Source organism: Proteus sp. TSJ240517 (assembly GCF_047921575.1).
Lineage (GTDB): Bacteria > Pseudomonadota > Gammaproteobacteria > Enterobacterales > Enterobacteriaceae > Proteus.
This window is the reverse complement of the sequence record NZ_JBLRMH010000003.1, coordinates 1-19,494: the sequence shown is the minus strand read 5'-3', so window position 1 is coordinate 19,494 and position 19,494 is coordinate 1. Positions and strand designations below refer to the sequence as shown.

The window sequence follows — 19,494 nt, the reverse complement described above, 5'->3', positions numbered from 1 at the left end:
ATATCTTGAGTATTGAATTCTAAATGACAATAAACCCCATAATATCTATGGGGTTTATTTAAGCGACCAAAGGCCGCAGTTTTTATTTTCAGTAATATTAGAAACGTTTTACCACAGTAAATCGATAATCACGTCCTACACCTGAAACTGATTCACCTAAATAAGGGTAATAATCACGGTTAAATAAATTTGCGACCGTAAAACGAACCTCAGTATTATCTATAAAAGAAGGTTCCCAATTCACAAATAAACCGTGGATTGCATAACCTTTACTTTTTGGTAATGACCAATAGCCAGCATCAGGATCAGCATCTATTGGCGAGCGGCGTTGAGCGCCAATAAAATCGCCCGTCCATCCCATATTGACATTAATACTTGGTACTTTTACACCAAGGGTGGCATGTAAAGCGTCAGGCTGGATCTCTGCAATCCATGTTTTTTGACCAAACCACGGATCACGCGGTGATTGGTCACGTTTTCCTTTCATTGTTGAATAAGCTAAACGACCGAATACATTAGGGCTATTATAAAAGGCTTCAATTTCCAACCCTTGAATATGGTAACCCGGTAAATTACGGTAATTACCTATTGAAGGCGGACAATTTCCATTATGCCCATCCACTTTTTGGCTTTCACAATAGACACCACGGCGGCGGAAGATTTCGTCTTTACCACGAGTATCAAACAGTGTTGTTCTTAATTGCAGTTGGTCTTCTTGCTGAATAACACTTTCAAAGTCTGCAATTGCACCAATTCGTGCAGCTCTTACTGTTTCTTTATCTAGGTGGCGACTTGTTCCCGTTAAGCTAGAAACACTTCCTTGAACTTCATACTGCTCATCAATCAATGGCGCTCGCCATGTGTAGGTTAGATCACCAAAGAATCTGAAATTCTGATTCATTTTCCATAATAAACCTAAGTGAGGCGTTGCCCCGCTATAAGTCACATCCGAATAATCATGGCCATAATAGGGATCAGGATCTTGATAAGTGATAGCTCGGCTTCCTTTGCCTTGATTTTTAACGATATCATAGCGAACACCTGGTGTTATCGTCAGGTTTCTATAACTCATCGAATCTTGAAGATAGAAACTGGTTGTCGTTTGCGTACCTTCTGGCATATAAGGAGGCGCATAATATCCATAGTTGTAATTTGGATTCTTAGCTTTATCACGAGTAAACATTAAGACATCACGATCATTACGATGCCAACGTGTTCCCACTAATACTTTATGCTCTAAAGCACCTTGCATAATAGTGCTTTCATTTTTAATTTCAATTTGATGATTTCGATAATCTACCCAACTTTGATTCCCCATACTGCTGCTAAAATAGGAGCTTGCTGTCTCTGGGCGACTATCGTTTTGCTTAGTTTTTGAATAACCGTAGGTAAGCGTTAAATTAATTAGATCAGAATCAACTGGCTGAATATTCCATTTCACACTGAAGGTGTCATCTTTTTGATCACGATAAACTAATTTACGTTTCATCGCCGCATCAAAGCCATATTTATCCACTTCAGCTTGGCTAGGTTTAGCTAATTCATCCCGTTTAGCCGCCCAAGGTGTCCAACCATCACTTTCTGATCGTGATGCTGATAACGTTAATGTTTGTGCTTCAGTTAAATAGATATTCGTTTTAATTAAAAAAGAATCTTGGTCTGACTGTGAATAGCCAAATTTAGTCCCATCCGGGCGTCGCAGATCATCACTTTCACGGCGGTTGAAATAGAATAATCCGTCAGCTTGACCATCAAGTAATTTGCCATATACCGCACCACTATAACGATTTTGTCTGTCGTTAGTATGATGTCCGTATTTTAAAAACATCCCAATATTCTGATCGGGTAATAATAAGTCATCGGGATCTTTGGTTTCAATTCTCACCGAACCACCAAATCCGCCATTTCCTTGAGTAATATTATGAGGCCCTTTATCAACATCAATACGACGTATTAATTCAGGATCAATAAAAATTGAACCTTGACGATATTTCTCAAAGGTTTTAGGTGTACCATCAAGGGTGATTTTAATATCTTCAGGATTACCCATCCCCCAGATATTTAATGTTTGACCTCCTGGTCTGGGTGAACCCGATGATGAAATTCCGGGTAATTTATCCACCAGCTCTGCAATATTATTAGGCTGAATTCTATCGATATCTTTTAATGTCAGAACGGTACTTCCTGCATCAACACTCGAATTGAGCTCACCTGATACATAGATAGGCTCAAGAATAATCTTTTCACTCGATTTTGGTTGTACAGGACTCTCCGACTTTGTGGATGTCGTTATTTCTGGTTTTACACTTTCAGTTGCATAGCTATTTAACGAAGTGAGTGAAGTCAATAATAATGCAATCGCTGATGACGAAAATGAAAATATCCCAATTCCCTGACGATAAGCATCATTTTTTGCTAAGAAATGGATCATAATAGTAGTATCTTTTTGTATGGTTATTAGTTTGATAGATGGTTAGAGCTGTAACTAACAGCGCTAATTATGATAATGATAATAATTATCATTATCTAGTTTTTTTGCATTTATCACTCAATACAGATAACTACTCTATTGATACACTCCTGTTAGATTTAAATCTTATCTAAAATGATATTTTTAATAAATTAAACTAATTTCATTAGTTACTATAAGGTATTTGATATTCCTTATTTCATTCCTCTTATTTCATTCCTCTCATTTAATTCTCTAATTATAATTACGAATATATTACTAAAGAAAATTTAATCATTCTTAAAATAAAAAGAATAAAACAGACACGGAACAGTCTGATAATTACAATTATGCGTATCTTATTTTCCCTTTTTTAAGGCGCTAAATAATTATTAATTCAAGTAAATTTCAGATATTAGTTTTATGTTTAAATCTTAAATAAACTAAACCATTGAAATAAAGATATTCAATGGGATAAAAATCAGCTAATAATAAAATAATAATTTTGAGGCAATATACGCACTTTTGAACACAAGGATGCGTCATGACAATTTATGACCTAAAACCCAAATTTCAATCTCTATTGCGCCCTTATGTAGAACAGTTATTCACAAAAGGGATCACCGCAAATCAGGTCACGCTCTCTGCTTTACTGTTATCCATTGCCGTTGGTGGGTTACTTTTACTTTATCCTTCCCCTCGTTTATTTTTATTACTCCCTTTTGTCCTCTTTTTTCGTATGGCGCTTAATGCCATAGATGGCATGCTTGCACGAGAACATAATCAAAAAAGTGCGCTTGGGGCGATATTAAACGAAGCCAGTGATGTTATTTCAGACATTGCACTCTATCTACCTTTTGCTTTTATTTTTCCACAAGCCTACTGGTGGATCATGCTGACACTTTTTTTAATGATAATGACTGAGTTCTTAGGCGTTCTAGCCCAAACTATTAATGCTTCTCGTCGTTATGATGGCCCGATGGGAAAAAGTGATAGAGCTTTTATTTTTGGTGCTATTGCGTTTTTTATCGGATTATTCCCCTCACTGACATTATCAGAAAGCACACATTATCTTTTTATTATTATTAATTTATTACTTTTGTTGACTTGTTATCACCGAATTCATCGCGCACTAAAAGAAGCAACGATGACAGATAAAGATAAGGATACATCGTTATGAATCAACAGCCGCAATATCAAACTCAAAGGAATATGATTGAGTCTGAATTTACCACCAGCGATAAGACACCGTTGTATTATCGTCATTGGCCTGCTCAAATTACCACTGAGCCAAAAGCAATTATTTTATTTCACCGAGGACATGAGCACTCAGGCCGTGTTGCTCATCTCGTTGATGAGCTAGATCTTCCTGATTTTTCAATGTTTGCTTGGGATGCTCGTGGGCATGGTAAAAATGAAGGTGCTCGCGGTTATAGCCCATCAATGGGAACATCAATAAAAGATATAGACGAATTCGTTCATTACGTTTCTTCTAACTATAATATTCCAATGGAGAATATTCTGGTTGTTGGTCAAAGTGTAGGTGCCGTTTTAGTTACTGGTTGGGTACACGATTACGCTCCCAAAATTCGTGGCATGGTGCTAGCTTCTCCTGCATTTAAAGTGAAATTATATGTTCCTTTTGCACGTACAGGTCTTGCCTTAATGCAAAAAGTTCGCGGGCTTTTTTATGTTAATTCGTATGTGAAAGCGAAATACCTAACCCATGACCAAAGTCGTATCGACTCTTTTAACCAAGACTCACTAATCACTCGCCCTATTGCTGTCAATATTTTATTAGAGCTTTATAAAACAGCAGATCGTGTTGTTGAAGACGCAAACGCGATTACTTTACCAACACAGTTATTTATTTCAGGCAATGATCATGTTGTTCACGCCAAGCCTCAACATCTTTTCTATGAACGTTTAAACACATCAATTAAAGAAAAACATGTTCTACCAGGCTTTTACCACGATACCTTAGGTGAGAAAGATAGAGTTATCCCTATCAATAAAATGCGCAGTTTTATTGAAAAATTGTTTGCACAACCACTTTATCAACATGATTACCAATATGAAGATACTTGGAGCCATAGTGCAGATGTTTATCGCACATTACAAACCCCTCTTCCTACATATTGTCCAAAAAGACTTTATTACAAAATACTTAGCCGTTCTATGAGCACTTTAGGTAAAGCATCTGAAGGTGTTGCTCTGGGTTACGATAAAGGTTTTGATTCTGGATCAACTCTGGATTATGTCTATCGTAATCAACCGCAGGGAAAAGGCTTATTTGGTCGTGTCGTTGATAGACAATATTTAAATAGTATTGGTTGGCAAGGCATTCGCCAACGAAAAATTAATATTGAAAATACAATTCGTTATGCCATTCGCCAATTAATACAAAATAATATGCCTGTGCATATTATGGATATCGCCGCAGGACAAGGTCGCTATCTTTTTGATGCTGTTAATGATTATGGTAAGGTCGATTCGATTTTAATGCGCGATTATAGCGCTATTAACGTTGAACAAGGCAGAATGGTGATTAAAGAACGTCACTTAGAAGATAAAGTGCGTTTTGAAGAAGGTAACGCTTTTGATGCAGAAAGCTTGAGTACTGTTTCGCCTTCACCAACATTAGGTATTGTCAGCGGGCTCTATGAATTATTCCCTGAAAATCATCTGTTAAAAGAGTCTTTAAAAGGGCTATCGCAAGCCATACCAAGTGGCGGTTTATTAATTTATACCTGTCAACCTTGGCACCCCCAACTTGAAATGATTGCGCGTGTATTACCGAGTCACCAAAATGGACAACCTTGGATCATGCGTTGCCGTAGTCAGGGTGAAATGGATGCTTTAGTTAATGAAGCTGGTTTTGAGAAGTTAGATCAACAAATTGATCATTGGGGTATTTTCAGTGTATCAATAGCAAAACGTCGCTAACGGAATGCACCATCAATAACTGAGCTATCGCTATATGGCAACATATAGCGATAGTTTTAAGTTGTTGTAAAAATAGAAACATAAACAAAGAAAGGAATTTTAGTATGGGTGGAACCCAACACACTCAAATAACATCATCGAGAAAAAGTATCTGGCTTGCTGGTATTGTATGGCTGTTGTTTCTTGCCCCATTTTTCTATTTAACTTATATGCAAGTTAACACTTACACTTCCACTTTATCTGATGTTCCTTCTTTTGTTTATTCGTGGGAAAAAGCGATTCCCTTTTTACCTTGGACAATCATTCCTTATTGGAGTGTGAATATTGCCTATGGTATTTCACTGATTATTTGTACAACATTGAGAGAACAATTTATACATGGGCTACGTTTAATTGTGGCCTCTCTTATTGCTTGTGCTGGTTTTTTATTATTTCCTTTAAAATTTAGTTTTATTCGCCCAACAACAGAAGGATTTTCTGGTTGGTTATTTACCCAATTAGAAGGTTTTGATTTACCTTATAATCAAGCTCCTTCTTTGCACATTATCTTATTGTGGATACTTTGGTTACGTTTTCGCGCACATACGCCAAAATCATGGCAATGGTTTTTAAATTTATGGTCATTGCTTATTGCTGTTTCTGTACTGACAACATGGCAACATCACTTTATTGATATTATTACAGGCTTTGGTGTTGGCGTATTTATCTGTTATTTATTGCCAATAAATTCACGTTGGAAATGGCATTTTACTGGCAGCAAACGCAGTTTACGTATTGGTAAAAACTATGCATTATCAGCAATAGTGTTCTACCTGTTATCTTTTGGTTTACAAGGTTTCTTTTGGGTTTTTCTCTGGCCTGCAATCACATTAACTTTTGTGACTTTAGGTTATTTAGGGGCAGGAGCTTCTATTTTTCAAAAAAATGCACAGGGTGAAATTCCCCTTTCTGCACAGATAATCCTATTACCTTATCGCTTTTTTGCTTGGTGTACTTATCGCTATTATTTAACTTGCTGCCAAACACCCAGTTTAGTAACTGAAGGTATTTTATTAGGTGGACGCCCACTTTATAAATTAAAAGCGAATGCAGTTTTTGATTTAACCTGTGAATGGCCAAGAAACAAATTTAGCCAAAATCAGCTTTATTTAGCCCAACCTCAAATCGATTTATTACCATTATCTCCAGATGATATCAGCAAAGCCATGTTGTCTATGGAACAACTTAGCCAAGTAGGTACTGTTTATATTCATTGCAAATTAGGCTATTCACGCAGTGCCACCATTGCGGTTGCATGGCTCGTTTACAATGGCACAGTAGATACTTTGGAAGACGCAATAAAACAGGTGTATCAAACACGCCCTCAAGTGATCTTAAATTCAGAAACACAAGAAGCATTACAAATTTGGTATTCACGTTTCCAACAAAATAGATAACGAGGCAACTATGCTGACAACAAAAACTAGCGGTAAAGTCATTGTGTCTTTAACTCAAAGTTGGCGCTACTTACTGCTGTTATCACTGTTACCTTATATAAGCACATTGCCTGTATTTAGCCTTTATTTTCACAATAAATTGGCTTTCTTTATTGCTTCTCTTTTATTTTTATTTACTCAATATCATCTTTTTCGTTTATGGCTTGATAGCCATTTTTTTCAAGCTCTTTATCGTTATCAAGACGATGTTAGTTTTGATGAAAGTCTCTCTATATTATTTCCTAAGCGTCCCCAAAAACAGACTATAGAAGCCCGTTGGCTAGGGACTAAACGCCTATTTTCTTTTGCCGTGATTGGCGTTTCAATTCAATGGATATGGTGTTTGGCTATGCTCTTTTTTACGCTTTTTAGTTATTAACAAGCAAAACCCAATGTTTATTTATTATATAAAACAATATGTTATAAAAATATATTCTAAGGTTTTGTATCAAATTAATTGAACATCTCTATCACAGTAATTCTTTTCTCAAAAAAATGACTCATGTTACTATCATTTACCTTACAAATGATTTGTTACGAGTATTATGGAAAACACCGCACCACAAACATCGCTAAGCAAAGGCCTTATTTTACTTATGGCGGTTGCCACAGGTATGGTTGTTGCCAGTAACTACTATGCACAACCTCTACTTGATTCAATCGCAAACTATTTCCACATATCTGCTACTTTGGCTGGATTTATTGTCACCACCGCACAATTAAGTTATGCCATAGGGTTAATGTTATTAGTGCCTCTTGGCGATATTTTTGAACGTCGCTCACTCATTATTACCATGACATTAATTTCAGCAAGTGGCCTATTAATTACCGCCATGGCATCTAATATTTGGGTGATGTTAATAGGAACTGCACTCTCAGGCATGTTCTCCGTTGTAGCTCAAATTCTTGTTCCTTTTGCTGCAACGCTTGCCGCGCCACATCAACGTGGAAAGGCTGTCGGAACGATTATGAGTGGCCTTTTACTCGGGATCTTACTGGCGAGAACCGCATCTGGGTTAATGGCGTCATTTACTAATTGGCAGGGTATTTTCTGGATAGCCAGTATTTTTCTGGCGATTTTAGCCATCACCTTATGGCGCTGTTTACCCACTTATAAAAGTGAAACCAACTTAAATTATTTCCAATTGCTAGGTTCTATTTTCAAATTATTTGCAACAACTCCCGTATTAAGAACTCGCTCATTAGTTGGTGCGCTTATTTTTGCTCACTTTGGTTTATTGTGGACCTCAATGGCCTTTTTATTGGCTTCTGATCCTTTTAATTACTCGGATGCTGTGATTGGTTTATTTGGTCTTGTAGGTGCCGCAGGTGCATTAATGGCGGGTAAAGCGGGTGTATTAGTAGATAAAGGAAAAGGCAAGAAAACCACCACAGTAGGATTAATCATCCTCTTTCTTTCTTGGGGTTTTATCATTGTTGCACCTTATTATCACTGGGTTGGGCTCATCAGCTTTATAATTGGCGTTGTCCTGCTAGACTTAGCTGTTCAGGGTGTTCATGTCACCAATCAGAGCACCATATACCGTATTTTACCTGATGCTAGAAACCGCCTGACTGCCGCTTATATGACAAGTTATTTTATTGGTGGTGCGCTAGGATCTTTACTATCAGGTTATGCTTATCATCAATATGGATGGACAGGTGTTTCTATCGCCGGATTAGTCATTGGTGTTATCGGTCTGATTGTTTGGTTTTTAGGTTATAAAAATGATCCAATAATCCACGCCGAATAATTTTTAGACCCAAGGATGGGTTATATTATTTCTTCATCCCCCCGCTAATCAGAATAAAATGTGAATGTTTTAACAGCGTGATTACTATTAATGTATATCATCATCCCATTCTTTATTAAGAAAATTATATCAATCTACCCAATAAAGCACTGTATAAATAATTTCATTTCGATACTATCTACATAACAACCATTGATAGTGATAATAAATTTATTACGTGTTTTATCGTAAAAAATGATCCATTTTTTCGCAAATAGACTACTATTCATTGTCAGATAAGTGATAAATTGATTTTATTAACTTATTGCAAAGAGATAAGTACCTATCTTTTTTTTGTGTTATCATTCAGAAAATTTATGAATCAGGTAACATAATCAAAAAAACATAGTGACTATAAATAATAAAAATTGCTAAATTGTGTGTTTAATATACCATTTAACATGTTGATAACAAAATTATCCTAATTTTCGAAACTAACAAGGTGTCTAAAAATGGAAAGCTCATTTACGCCAACAGAAGAATTACTAAACACTCGCGCTACACAACAGAAATCGCTTAACAAAGATATTCCTTATCAAGAAATTTTGTTAACTCGCCTTTCTATGCATGTTCAAAGCAAACTTCTTGAAAGTCGTAATAATATGTTGAAGTCTCAGGGTATTAACGAGACATTATTTATGGCACTAATGATTTTAGATACGACAGAAAATCGTAGTATTCAACCATCAGAATTAAGTGCAGCTTTGGGCTCTTCAAGAACAAATGCAACCCGTATTGCTGATGAACTTGAAAAGCAAGGTTGGATTGAACGTCGTGAAAGTCATAATGACCGCCGTTGTTTACATCTCCATTTAACTGATGCAGGTGAAGAGTTTTTAAATAGCTTATTACCACCGCAGCATCAGTGTTTAAAACAAATCTGGTCTGTATTAGATCAATCCGAACAAAGACAGCTTGAAACGCTAATGCGTAAGTTATTATTACAATTAGATACTTTGGCTGAAAAAGGTTGTGAATAAGTAGCATAATAAATAGTTTTATTGATCTAATCCTATTTACGCCATAAATCGGCAAACATACTTACCCATTAGCATTTATAATTTACCTTCACGCTAATAATTATTCTAAGATTGACTTTATAATTATGTTTCCAGTTTTAATACTGGAAACATATCTAATGATGTTTTTCTGGTTTTATGGAGATCTTCTAAATGAGTGTTAATGAGGAAAATACCCCCCCTCAGGCTCCCATTCGCAATAAAAAACGAACTCGCCGAAATGTTCTACTGTTGCTAACCATCCTATTTATTGTTGCTGGCGCAGCTTACACAGCTTATTGGTTTTTGGTGCTAAGACATCATGAAACGACAGATAATGCTTATGTGACTGGCAATCAAATCATGGTGATGCCACAGATTTCTGGTTCTGTTACCACCGTTTATGTGGATAACACTGATTTTGTAAAAGCGGGTGAACCCTTAGTTTTATTAGATTCAAGTGATGAAAAACTGGCATTAGAAAAAGCAAAAACAGCATTAGCTAATAGTGTTCGCCAAATGCATCAGCAAATCATCAACGGCCGTCAATTAAAAGCAAACATCGTTTTACGCGAAACAGAGCTCACTAAATTACAGAATGATCTTCGTCGCCGTGAAGTTTTAGGCGAACGCAATGTTATTGGTAAAGAAGAACTTCAACACGCCAGAGAAGCTGTTTCTACTGCAAGAGCGGCTTTAGAAGTTGCAAGAGAGCAATATAATGCTAACCAGGCAATTATATTAAATACACCAATTGCAAAACAACCCTCTGTTTTACAAGCATCAACTGATGTTCGTAATGCATGGCTTGCCTTAGAACGTACTAAAATTTTAAGCCCAACAGATGGCTATGTTTCACGTCGTAGCGTTCAAGTTGGCGCACAAGTCTCACCAGGTAAACCGTTAATGGCCGTTGTTCCTGTAACGGGTATGTGGATTGATGCCAATTTTAAAGAAACCCAGCTCGCCAATATGCGTATTGGCCAACCAGCAAAAATCACAACAGATTTTTACGGCAAAAAAGTTATTTATCACGGTACGGTATTAGGTTTAGATATGGGAACAGGGAGTGCTTTCTCATTATTACCTGCGCAAAATGCCAGTGGTAACTGGATAAAAGTCGTTCAACGTTTACCCGTTCGTATTTCATTAGATGAAAAAGAATTAGCAGAAAAACCATTACGTATTGGTCTTTCTTCTGAAGTGACTGTCGATACGATTAACCTTGATGGGAAAGTATTATCACACAGCGAACGCCAAACACCTGCTTACCATACTGATGCTTTAACCATTGATATGTCAGAGATTAATAAACTGATCAATGAAATCATTGAACAAAATGCAGGACAATAAAGGCGAGGTGTAAAGGTGATCAAAGAGCCATTACAAGGAGGAAAACTTGCTTTAATGACCATCGCCCTTGCGTTGGCAACCTTTATGCAAGTTCTCGATTCTACAATCGCTAACGTAGCCATTCCAACTATTGCTGGAAACTTAGGTGCCTCTAACTCACAGGGGACTTGGGTTATTACCTCTTTTGGTGTGGCGAATGCTATTTCTATCCCAATTACAGGTTGGTTAGCAAAACGTATTGGTGAAGTTCGACTCTTTATGTGGTCAACGGCACTTTTTGCATTAACCTCTTGGCTTTGTGGTATTTCACAAAGTCTTGAAATGCTTATTTTCTTTCGTGTGCTTCAAGGTTTAGTAGCTGGACCACTTATTCCTTTGTCACAAAGTTTGTTATTGAATAACTATCCACCAGCAAAACGAAATATGGCGCTTGCACTATGGTCAGTGACTATTGTTGTTGCACCGATTTTAGGCCCTATCTTAGGTGGTTACATCAGCGATAACTATCATTGGGGATGGATATTCTTTATTAACGTTCCATTTGGTGTGTTGATTATTATGTGTATATCAAACACCTTATCTGGGCGCGAAACAAAAACTGAAATTAAACCAATAGATACCATTGGCCTTGTTTTACTCGTCGTGGGTATAGGTGCTTTGCAAATCATGCTTGATCAGGGTAAAGAGCTCGATTGGTTTAATTCAACAGAAATTATAGTCCTCACTATTGTAGCGGTGGTCGCACTTAGCTTCTTAATTGTTTGGGAGTTAACAGACGATCATCCAGTGATAGATCTTTCACTCTTTAAGAGTCGAAACTTTACCATTGGTTGCGTCACACTCAGCCTCGCCTATATGATCTATTTTGGTACTATTGTTTTACTGCCACTACTTTTACAAGAAGTCTTTGGCTATACAGCAACATGGGCTGGATTAGCATCAGCATCCGTAGGTTTATTGCCTTTAATTATCACACCAATTATAGGTAAGTTTGGTGGTAAAGTGGATTTACGTTATATCATCAGCTTTAGCTTTATTATGTTTTCTGTGTGTTTTTATTGGCGAGCTTATACCTTCGAACCAGGAATGGACTTTGCCACTGTGGCATGGCCACAATTCTGGCAAGGTTTAGCAGTTGCGTGTTTCTTTATGCCATTAACGACAATGACATTATCTGGGTTACCACCAGAAAAAATGGCATCAGCGTCAAGTCTTTCGAACTTCTTAAGAACATTGGCAGGGGCAATTGGCGCATCGTTAACCACAACAATTTGGACACAAAGAGAATCACTTCACCATGAAACCTTTGTAGAAAAAATTAATCCACTCGATCCAGATTCGCAAATGGCGTACCAACAAATGAATGATCTGGGTCTTTCAAATGAACAAGCGTCAGCGTATTTAGCTAAGACTATTACAGAACAGGGATTGATCATTTCAGCCAATGAAATTTTTTGGTTAGCAGCAGGTATTTTTCTTATCATGATGATTGTGGTTTGGTTTGCTAAACCGCCATTCTCACCAGGAAAATAATGCTATTAGTGTAGATCTTATAAATAAAAATCCCGCTTAAAAATCATAATGATTAAGCGGGATTTTTTATTCTTTAAAGCAATAAAGCGATTAGCCTTGGTGCTGACGCCACCATTCCGCTAATAACACACCAGAAGCCACTGAGACGTTTAAGCTTTCAACGTGCCCAGTACCACCGATGTAAATGCTCATATCACCTTGATTTAATGTGCTTTCACTTAAGCCATCTTTCTCTTGACCTAAGATCAGTACCATTTTCGCTGGTAATTGTGCTTTTGATAATGGCACACTGCCTTTATGACTTGATGTTGCCACCAGCGTATAACCCGCTTTTTTAAATTTATCTAAAGTTTGAGCAAAGTTATCAGCATCAATACCTTGGATATATTCAGCACCACCTTCTGCGGTACGAACAGCAGCACCAGATTCTAATACAGCGGAATCAGGAGAGATAACCCCTTTCACACCAAAGTGCGCACAACTACGCATAATTGCACCGACGTTATGTGGATTTCCCACATCTTCAAGTGCTAAAACGCAATCATGTTCAGGTGCATCTTTCAAATAGGTTTCTGCATCATGACCAACACGTTTTTTAATTAAGAAGCATACGCCACCATGGTGATCGGTACGAGCGGCTTTGACCATCTCTTCTTCTTCAACAACATGATAGGCTTTACGATTTGCAGCCATCCATTTTAGTGCATCACGAAAACGTGGTGTCACATCTTGTAAAAACCAAGCACGAACAATAGCATCAGGACGATTTTTAAACATAGCCTGACACGCATTTTCACCATAAATGCGCGTTTCTTCTAAACGTTGGCGGCGCAACTGTTCAGGATCGATTTGGCTCTTACCAGTAATGCCATCGTGCTCTTTAATTGCCTCTTCGCCAGCAGGGCGAGAAACTGTTTTCCATGGAGAAAAACTTCCGCCTTCGCTATCGCGAGAAGGTTTTGATTCATTACGTGATGCGCCACGCCCTGAAGGCTTGCCTGCACCGCGGTCATCACGACGAGAAAATTTGTTATCACCACGTCTGTTATCGCGATTTTTATCGTCGCGGTTATCACCACGTCTATTATCACGATTTTTGTCGTCACGGTTATCACCGCGTTTGTTATCACGGCTATCACCACGACCATTTTCAGGACGGCGGGATGGTTTTTTAGGTTTATTATCGGCATTGTCCTCACTACGGACATACATTACTTTTACCTTGCCGTTTTTACCTTCATAAGAATCGTTCATTTGTCTCTCCAACTGCAATAGGGGCGCAGATTACATGATAGTTTAGCAACTGTCACCGAGAGAATCACGCACAGGAATCGATAAACTAATCAGGATCAATTGATAATTAACTCCATCTCATGCATAACCAATATATCAGTATGATTTTTATGATAAAAACAGACTGAATAGTTTGTTTGTTTTGAACATGATAATATTCGATTCTTTTTTTATGAGTATTGGTCAATCTGTTATGCGTGACAATGCAGTCTCTCGACTTCGTCAATATCGACTTTCGATTTCGACTCGCCCTTTTAAAGCACGAGGTTTTCGTACCAAACGTTGCTCTTTTTGCTTATTACCTGAAAAACAATGTCTTTGTGACACGATTGTCAATCAACCTGCAAAAAGCCAATTTTGTTTATTGATGTATGACACCGAAGTGATGAAGCCAAGTAATACGGGGAAATTAATTGCCGACGTATTGCCAAACACGCAGGCTTTTTTATGGTCCCGAACCGCTCCAGAACAGGCCTTGCTTGATCTAATCAATACACCAGATCGGCAAGCTTATGTTGTCTTCCCTGAAAGCTATGCGTCAAATGAACGTGTTGTATACAACCAACTCCCTGCAAATAGCAAACCACCTTTGTTTATTCTCCTTGATGGCACTTGGAGTGAAGCACGCAAAATGTTTCGCAAAAGCCCTTATCTCAATTCATTACCCCTCTTTTCTTTAAATGAGGCAAGTAAATGTGAGTACATACTTCGCCAAGCAGCAAGGGAAGATCAACATTGTACAGCAGAAGTTGCAGCTTCTATTTTAGAGAATGTCGGCGATATTCAAGCCTCACAACAACTTTTTTCTCATTTTAGTTACTTTCGTCAACAATATTTACTTGGAAAACCAGACCGGAGTCAGGCAAAAGAAGATCAAATCAGCTACATTGAATAGCAGTTGATAATGAAACTCTGGAGTGGATATGAGCCAACGAGGTCTTGAAGCACTATTACGTCCTAAATCTATTGCGGTGATCGGTGCCTCTGAAAAATTAGGTCGAGCAGGAACCACCATGATGAAAAATTTGCTCAGTGGTGGATTTAATGGCCCAGTGTTTCCAATTAATCCTTCTCGTGGCTCTGTCTCTGGTGTTTTCACTTATCCTTCTATTGATAAATTGCCTCAAATTCCTGATCTCGCGATTATTTGTACACATCATCGCCGCAACCTTGAGCTACTAAAACAATTAGGTGGATCTGGTTGCAAAGCCGTGATTGTGCTTTCTGCACAACCTGAACAATTTCAGCCAATAAGATTACTTTGTCAGCAATATCATATCCGTTTACTTGGCCCAAATAGTTTGGGGCTTTTAGCACCGTGGCAAGGTTTAAATGCCAGCTTTTCACCTCTTCCCGTTAAAAAAGGAAAGTTAGCTTTTATTTCGCAATCAGCGGCTGTCGCCAACACGATTTTAGATTGGGCTTATTATCGTAATATCGGCTTTTCCTATTTTATTGCGCTAGGTGATAATCAAGATATCCAAGTCGATGATTTATTAGATTTTCTAGCAAGGGACAGTAAAACCAGTGCTATTTTATTGCATCTCGAACATATAAAAGATGCACGACGATTTATGTCAGCATCTCGTAGTGCTTCGCGTAATAAACCCATTCTGGTGATAAAAAGTGGTCGTACTCAAAAAGCTCAACTGTTATTGGGCGATACACCGAGTTATGACGTGGCTTATGATGCCGCTTTTCAACGTGCGGGTTTATTACGAGTACAAGATACCCATGAGATGTTTTCTGCCGTTGAAACACTTAGCTATATGACGCCTTTAAAAGGCGAAAGATTAATGATTATGAGTAATGGCTCTGCACCTGCTGCAATGGCAGTTGATGAGCTATTTTTGCATTCAGGAAAGCTCGCACAACTTACAGATGAAACAAAACAAAAACTACAAAGTGTTATTCAAGAAGAAAATGCCATTCGCAACCCGCTAAACTTAGGTGATGATACAACGGTTGAACGTTATATTTTGGCATTGAATTGTTTGTTAGATAGCCATGATCATGATGCTTTACTCCTTATTCACACACCGAGTGCCATTGCTCCTAGCATCGAAACTGCGCAACGAGTCATAGAAGCCATCAATAAACACCCTCGACGTAAATGGCTTACCGTTTTCACTAACTGGGGCGGAGAGTATTCCTCTCAGCAATCACGCAAATTATTTAGTGAAGCAGGAATTCCAACCTATCGAACACCTGAAGGTGCCGTCACTGCATTTATGCATATGGTGGAATATCGCCGTAACCAGAAGCAGTTAAAAGAGACACCGGCATTACCTTTAGATGTCAAAATGAATACGCAACAAGCACATCGTTGCATTGAAGAGGCATTAAAAAATAAGCAATATCGATTAGACACACACCAAGTTCAGCCAATTATGGAAGCTTACGGCTTTAATACTCTTCCTACTTGGATTGCCCATAATGCACAAGAAGCTGTCAATATTGCTGAAAAGATTGGTTATCCTGTTGCGCTGAAGTTGCGTTCTCCTGATATCCCTCATAAGTCCGAAGTACAAGGTGTTATGCTTTATCTTCGAGACAGTACAGAAGTATCATCAGCAGCTCATGCTATTATAGAGCGTGTTACAGAACTCTACCCTCAAGCACAAATTCAGGGATTATTGGTGCAAAGTATGGCGAATAGAGCTGGCTCTCAAGAACTACGAGTCGCAATAGAGCAAGATCCTATTTTTGGTCCATTAATTGTATTAGGTGAAGGGGGAGTTGAGTGGCAAATAGAAACTAAAGCTGCAGTTGCTTTACCACCTCTTAATATGGCGCTTGCCCGTTATCTAGTTATTAATGCGATAAAAAGCGGAAAAATACAGCCTAGAAGCGCTTTACAGCCTCTAAATATATTAAGTCTAAGCCATTTTTTGGTGCAGGTTTCTCACTTACTTTTAGATTGTCCACAAATTGTCAGATTAGATATTCATCCTCTACTGGCTTCAGGTAATGATTTTACACTACTCGATGTCGCGATGGAGTTAGCGCCTCTACAAGGCGATCCTCATCAAAGGCTCTCTATTCGCCCTTATCCCAATGAATTAGAAGAAACCTTCTTTCTAAGAGATAACAATCCTTGCTTTATCCGCCCTATTTTGCCGGAAGATGAACCGTTACTTAAAACCTTTATAAACCAAGTAACAAAAGAAGATCTTTATTATCGCTATTTTAGTGAAATCAGTGAGTTTACGCATGACGATCTCGCGAATATGACCCAAATTGACTACGATCGAGAAATGGCTTTTGTTGCAATCCGAAATCCAGAAGATCGGCCTGAAATCATTGGTGTTGCCCGTGCAATGGCAGATCCGGATAATCAGCATGCAGAATTTGCTATTCTTGTGCGTTCTGATTTAAAAGGAAATACTTTAGGTCATCAACTTATGACTAAACTTATCAACTATACTAGAGAACATGGCATTAAACGTTTGACCGCGATAACCATGCCTGAGAATCGCAACATGATAAGTTTAGCGAAAAAACTGGGATTTTCTGTTGAAGTACAATTTGATGAAGGAATAGTCAATCTTGATTTGCAGCTTGGAACATCAAAAGATAGCCCAACGCTATAATCATAAGAGAAAGTTTCTTTATGTGATTGTTCACGCATCCTTTGATAAATTAGCTATATATGATGATTTTATGCGTACATCCCATATAACTAATGTTATGATCAGAAGATCGGTTAAAGAAAATCTACATGGACGATGGCTCCATCTGCCATCATAAACAAGAGAATTAAGCACTGTGATGTTGTCTAAACTAAAACTTGCTAAGCATCAACAACACCTTGCACAACTGCCTAAATTAGCTCAGTCAGTTGCTGATGTTGAAACGCTTTATCAGACGTCCGCGTTTCGCAGCACCTTATTGAAATATATTGCTCAAGCAAAGAAAGAGATCTTTATTACGGCTCTTTACCTAGAGCACGATGAGGCTGGTGAAGAGATCCTTGATGCGCTTTACAGCGCAAAACAACAACGTCCTGAATTATCCATTACAGTTATTGTTGACTGGCACCGTGCTCAACGTGGGCGTATTGGTGTCTCTGCTGATGCAACGAATGCAGATTGGTACTACCACGTTGCACAGCAACACCCTGATGTCGAGATCCCTATTTACGGTATTCCCGTAAACACTCGTGAAGCATTAGGTGTATTACACCTTAAAGGCTTTATCTTTGATGATACGGTTATCTATAGTGGCGCAAGTATTAATAATGTTTATTTGCACAAACTAGATAAATATCGTTATGACAGATATCACATCATCCAAAATAGCGAATTAGCCTCCACAATGAAGCAGTTTATTGTGACTGATCTTTTGCAATCAGAAGCGATTCAACGATTGGATATCAAAGATAGAGTTCGTTGTGCCGAAATTAAAAACTGTATTCGTCAATTTCGTTTCAATTTACGCACTCGTGATGGCTATGATATTAAAGCCAATGCGTCTAACAACGAGCTGGCAGTAACACCTTTAATGGGTTTAGGTAAGAAAAATATCTTAAATAAGACAATTTCTCACCTTATGGCTTCTACTGAAGAAAAGCTTGTTATTTGTACACCTTATTTTAATTTACCTGCGATCCTTGTACGTCAAATCAGTCATTTATTAAGAAATGGCAAGCAAGTCGAAATTATTATTGGTGATAAAACTGCAAATGACTTCTATATTCCACCAGAAGAGCCATTTAAAATTATTGGTGCTCTACCTTATCTCTATGAGATCAATCTGCGTAAATTTACCCAACGTTTCCAACGCTTTATTGATAATGACCAATTAACAGTAAGACTTTGGAAAGATAACGATAATACCTATCACCTAAAAGGCATGTGGGTTGATGATAGCTGGCAATTAATTACTGGTAATAATCTTAATCCGCGTGCATGGGGATTAGATTTAGAAAATGCCATATTAATTCATGATCCTAAGCATGAATTACATGAGCAACGACACAATGAGTTAGCCTGTATTCGCCAACATACTATTGTCGTAAAACATTACCAAGATCTAGAAAATATTAAACTTTATCCTCTAAAAGTGAAGAAATTAATCAAACGATTACGACGTATTCGTGTTGATAGATTAATTAGCCGTATACTTTAAACGCTAACGCTTCCCGTCTTAAAGCCTTACTTAAATATCAGTAAGGCTTTTTTGTTTTCTAAAATTATCTTCTATACTTAATAAGCACTTATATTAAAATATTTTTATCAGTGAAAAGGCTTTTATTTTTTATGAAACTAAGGCTTAAATGTGGTTCTCTGATCATTTTATTATCAATAATGACTTTAACGGGTTGTCAGTCATTTCATTTTGCCAATGATAATTGGCAAGGCAAAGATAAAGCTCAACATTTTTTATTTTCTATGGTTGCTTCAGCGGGCGCAAATGCGTATGCAGATCATCAAAATTATGGTCATAGAGAAGGATTATTAATTGGGCTCTCGTTTTCGATTAGTTTAGGTGCAGCAAAAGAGCTTTATGATAGTCGTCCAGAAGGTACTGGCTGGAGCTGGCATGATTTTGCTTACGATGTTGCGGGAGCTGCGGCGGGTTCATTGCTTTATCAGCAATTAAAATAGTGTTTTATTCCTCAAAAATAAAATAGAGACAGAGAAACCCCAAAC

Annotated in this window: 14 protein-coding genes; 12 read left to right on the top strand and 2 right to left on the bottom strand. The window is 37.8% G+C overall.

All coding sequences use genetic code 11. The annotated features are described in order from the left end of the window. Positions 1-97: 97 nt before the first annotated feature. Complete coding sequence (locus ACNARN_RS06375; RefSeq protein WP_368927233.1) at positions 98-2,431, bottom strand: TonB-dependent hemoglobin/transferrin/lactoferrin family receptor; 2,334 nt, start codon at positions 2,429-2,431, stop codon at positions 98-100. A gap of 562 nt (positions 2,432-2,993) precedes the next feature. Between ACNARN_RS06375 and ACNARN_RS06370 the strand changes: the two genes are divergently transcribed. From ACNARN_RS06370 to emrB, 8 genes are all read left to right on the top strand, one after another. Beyond that, positions 2,994-3,629, top strand: a complete 636-nt coding sequence (locus tag ACNARN_RS06370) for a CDP-alcohol phosphatidyltransferase family protein (protein ID WP_198620373.1) — start codon at positions 2,994-2,996, stop codon at positions 3,627-3,629. After that, positions 3,626-5,395: a bifunctional alpha/beta hydrolase/class I SAM-dependent methyltransferase gene (locus ACNARN_RS06365; protein WP_198626101.1), complete on the top strand. Its 1,770-nt coding sequence runs from the start codon at positions 3,626-3,628 to the stop codon at positions 5,393-5,395. Before ACNARN_RS06370 ends, ACNARN_RS06365 begins: the two co-directional genes overlap by 4 nt. Before the next feature lie 104 nt (positions 5,396-5,499). Next, positions 5,500-6,831 (top strand): phosphatase PAP2/dual specificity phosphatase family protein, encoded by a 1,332-nt coding sequence (locus tag ACNARN_RS06360; RefSeq protein ID WP_416304253.1) that lies wholly within the window; start codon positions 5,500-5,502, stop codon positions 6,829-6,831. A gap of 10 nt (positions 6,832-6,841) precedes the next feature. Next, the gene (locus tag ACNARN_RS06355) at positions 6,842-7,249 is read left to right on the top strand and encodes a hypothetical protein (protein WP_349443406.1); all 408 of its coding nucleotides are present in this window, start codon (positions 6,842-6,844) and stop codon (positions 7,247-7,249) included. Between the two features lie 166 nt (positions 7,250-7,415). Continuing rightward, positions 7,416-8,624, top strand: coding sequence for an MFS transporter (locus ACNARN_RS06350; RefSeq protein WP_198620369.1), 1,209 nt, complete (start codon positions 7,416-7,418; stop codon positions 8,622-8,624). Positions 8,625-9,115: 491 nt separating this feature from the next. Next, positions 9,116-9,643, top strand: a complete 528-nt coding sequence (mprA, locus tag ACNARN_RS06345) for a transcriptional repressor MprA (protein ID WP_023581117.1) — start codon at positions 9,116-9,118, stop codon at positions 9,641-9,643. Between the two features lie 192 nt (positions 9,644-9,835). Beyond that, positions 9,836-11,014 (top strand): multidrug efflux MFS transporter periplasmic adaptor subunit EmrA, encoded by a 1,179-nt coding sequence (gene emrA / locus ACNARN_RS06340; RefSeq protein WP_109374059.1) that lies wholly within the window; start codon positions 9,836-9,838, stop codon positions 11,012-11,014. A 15-nt stretch (positions 11,015-11,029) separates the two neighbouring features. After that, entirely contained in the window at positions 11,030-12,547 is a 1,518-nt protein-coding gene (emrB, locus tag ACNARN_RS06335) for a multidrug efflux MFS transporter permease subunit EmrB (protein WP_109374058.1), read from the top strand. Between the two features lie 90 nt (positions 12,548-12,637). On the opposite strand, the gene ACNARN_RS06330 is transcribed toward emrB, so the two are convergent. Beyond that, positions 12,638-13,801: a tRNA/rRNA methyltransferase gene (locus tag ACNARN_RS06330; RefSeq protein ID WP_100159391.1), complete on the bottom strand. Its 1,164-nt coding sequence runs from the start codon at positions 13,799-13,801 to the stop codon at positions 12,638-12,640. Positions 13,802-14,033: 232 nt separating this feature from the next. Here ACNARN_RS06330 and ACNARN_RS06325 point away from each other — a divergent pair, with 232 nt between their 5' ends. The 4 genes from ACNARN_RS06325 to ACNARN_RS06310 all read left to right on the top strand — a co-directional run bounded on the left by ACNARN_RS06325 (position 14,034) and on the right by ACNARN_RS06310 (position 19,449). Beyond that, positions 14,034-14,735, top strand: coding sequence for a tRNA-uridine aminocarboxypropyltransferase (locus ACNARN_RS06325; RefSeq protein WP_196534197.1), 702 nt, complete (start codon positions 14,034-14,036; stop codon positions 14,733-14,735). A gap of 28 nt (positions 14,736-14,763) precedes the next feature. Continuing rightward, positions 14,764-17,433 (top strand): bifunctional acetate--CoA ligase family protein/GNAT family N-acetyltransferase, encoded by a 2,670-nt coding sequence (locus ACNARN_RS06320; RefSeq protein WP_416304252.1) that lies wholly within the window; start codon positions 14,764-14,766, stop codon positions 17,431-17,433. Positions 17,434-17,611: 178 nt separating this feature from the next. After that, on the top strand, positions 17,612-18,970 hold the full coding sequence (pssA, locus tag ACNARN_RS06315) for a CDP-diacylglycerol--serine O-phosphatidyltransferase (RefSeq protein ID WP_198626177.1): 1,359 nt from the start codon (positions 17,612-17,614) through the stop codon (positions 18,968-18,970). Positions 18,971-19,101: 131 nt separating this feature from the next. Further along, positions 19,102-19,449 carry a YfiM family lipoprotein gene (locus ACNARN_RS06310; RefSeq protein WP_198620366.1) on the top strand — a complete coding sequence of 116 codons (348 nt, stop codon included), beginning with the start codon at positions 19,102-19,104 and terminating at the stop codon, positions 19,447-19,449. Positions 19,450-19,494 lie beyond the last annotated feature (45 nt).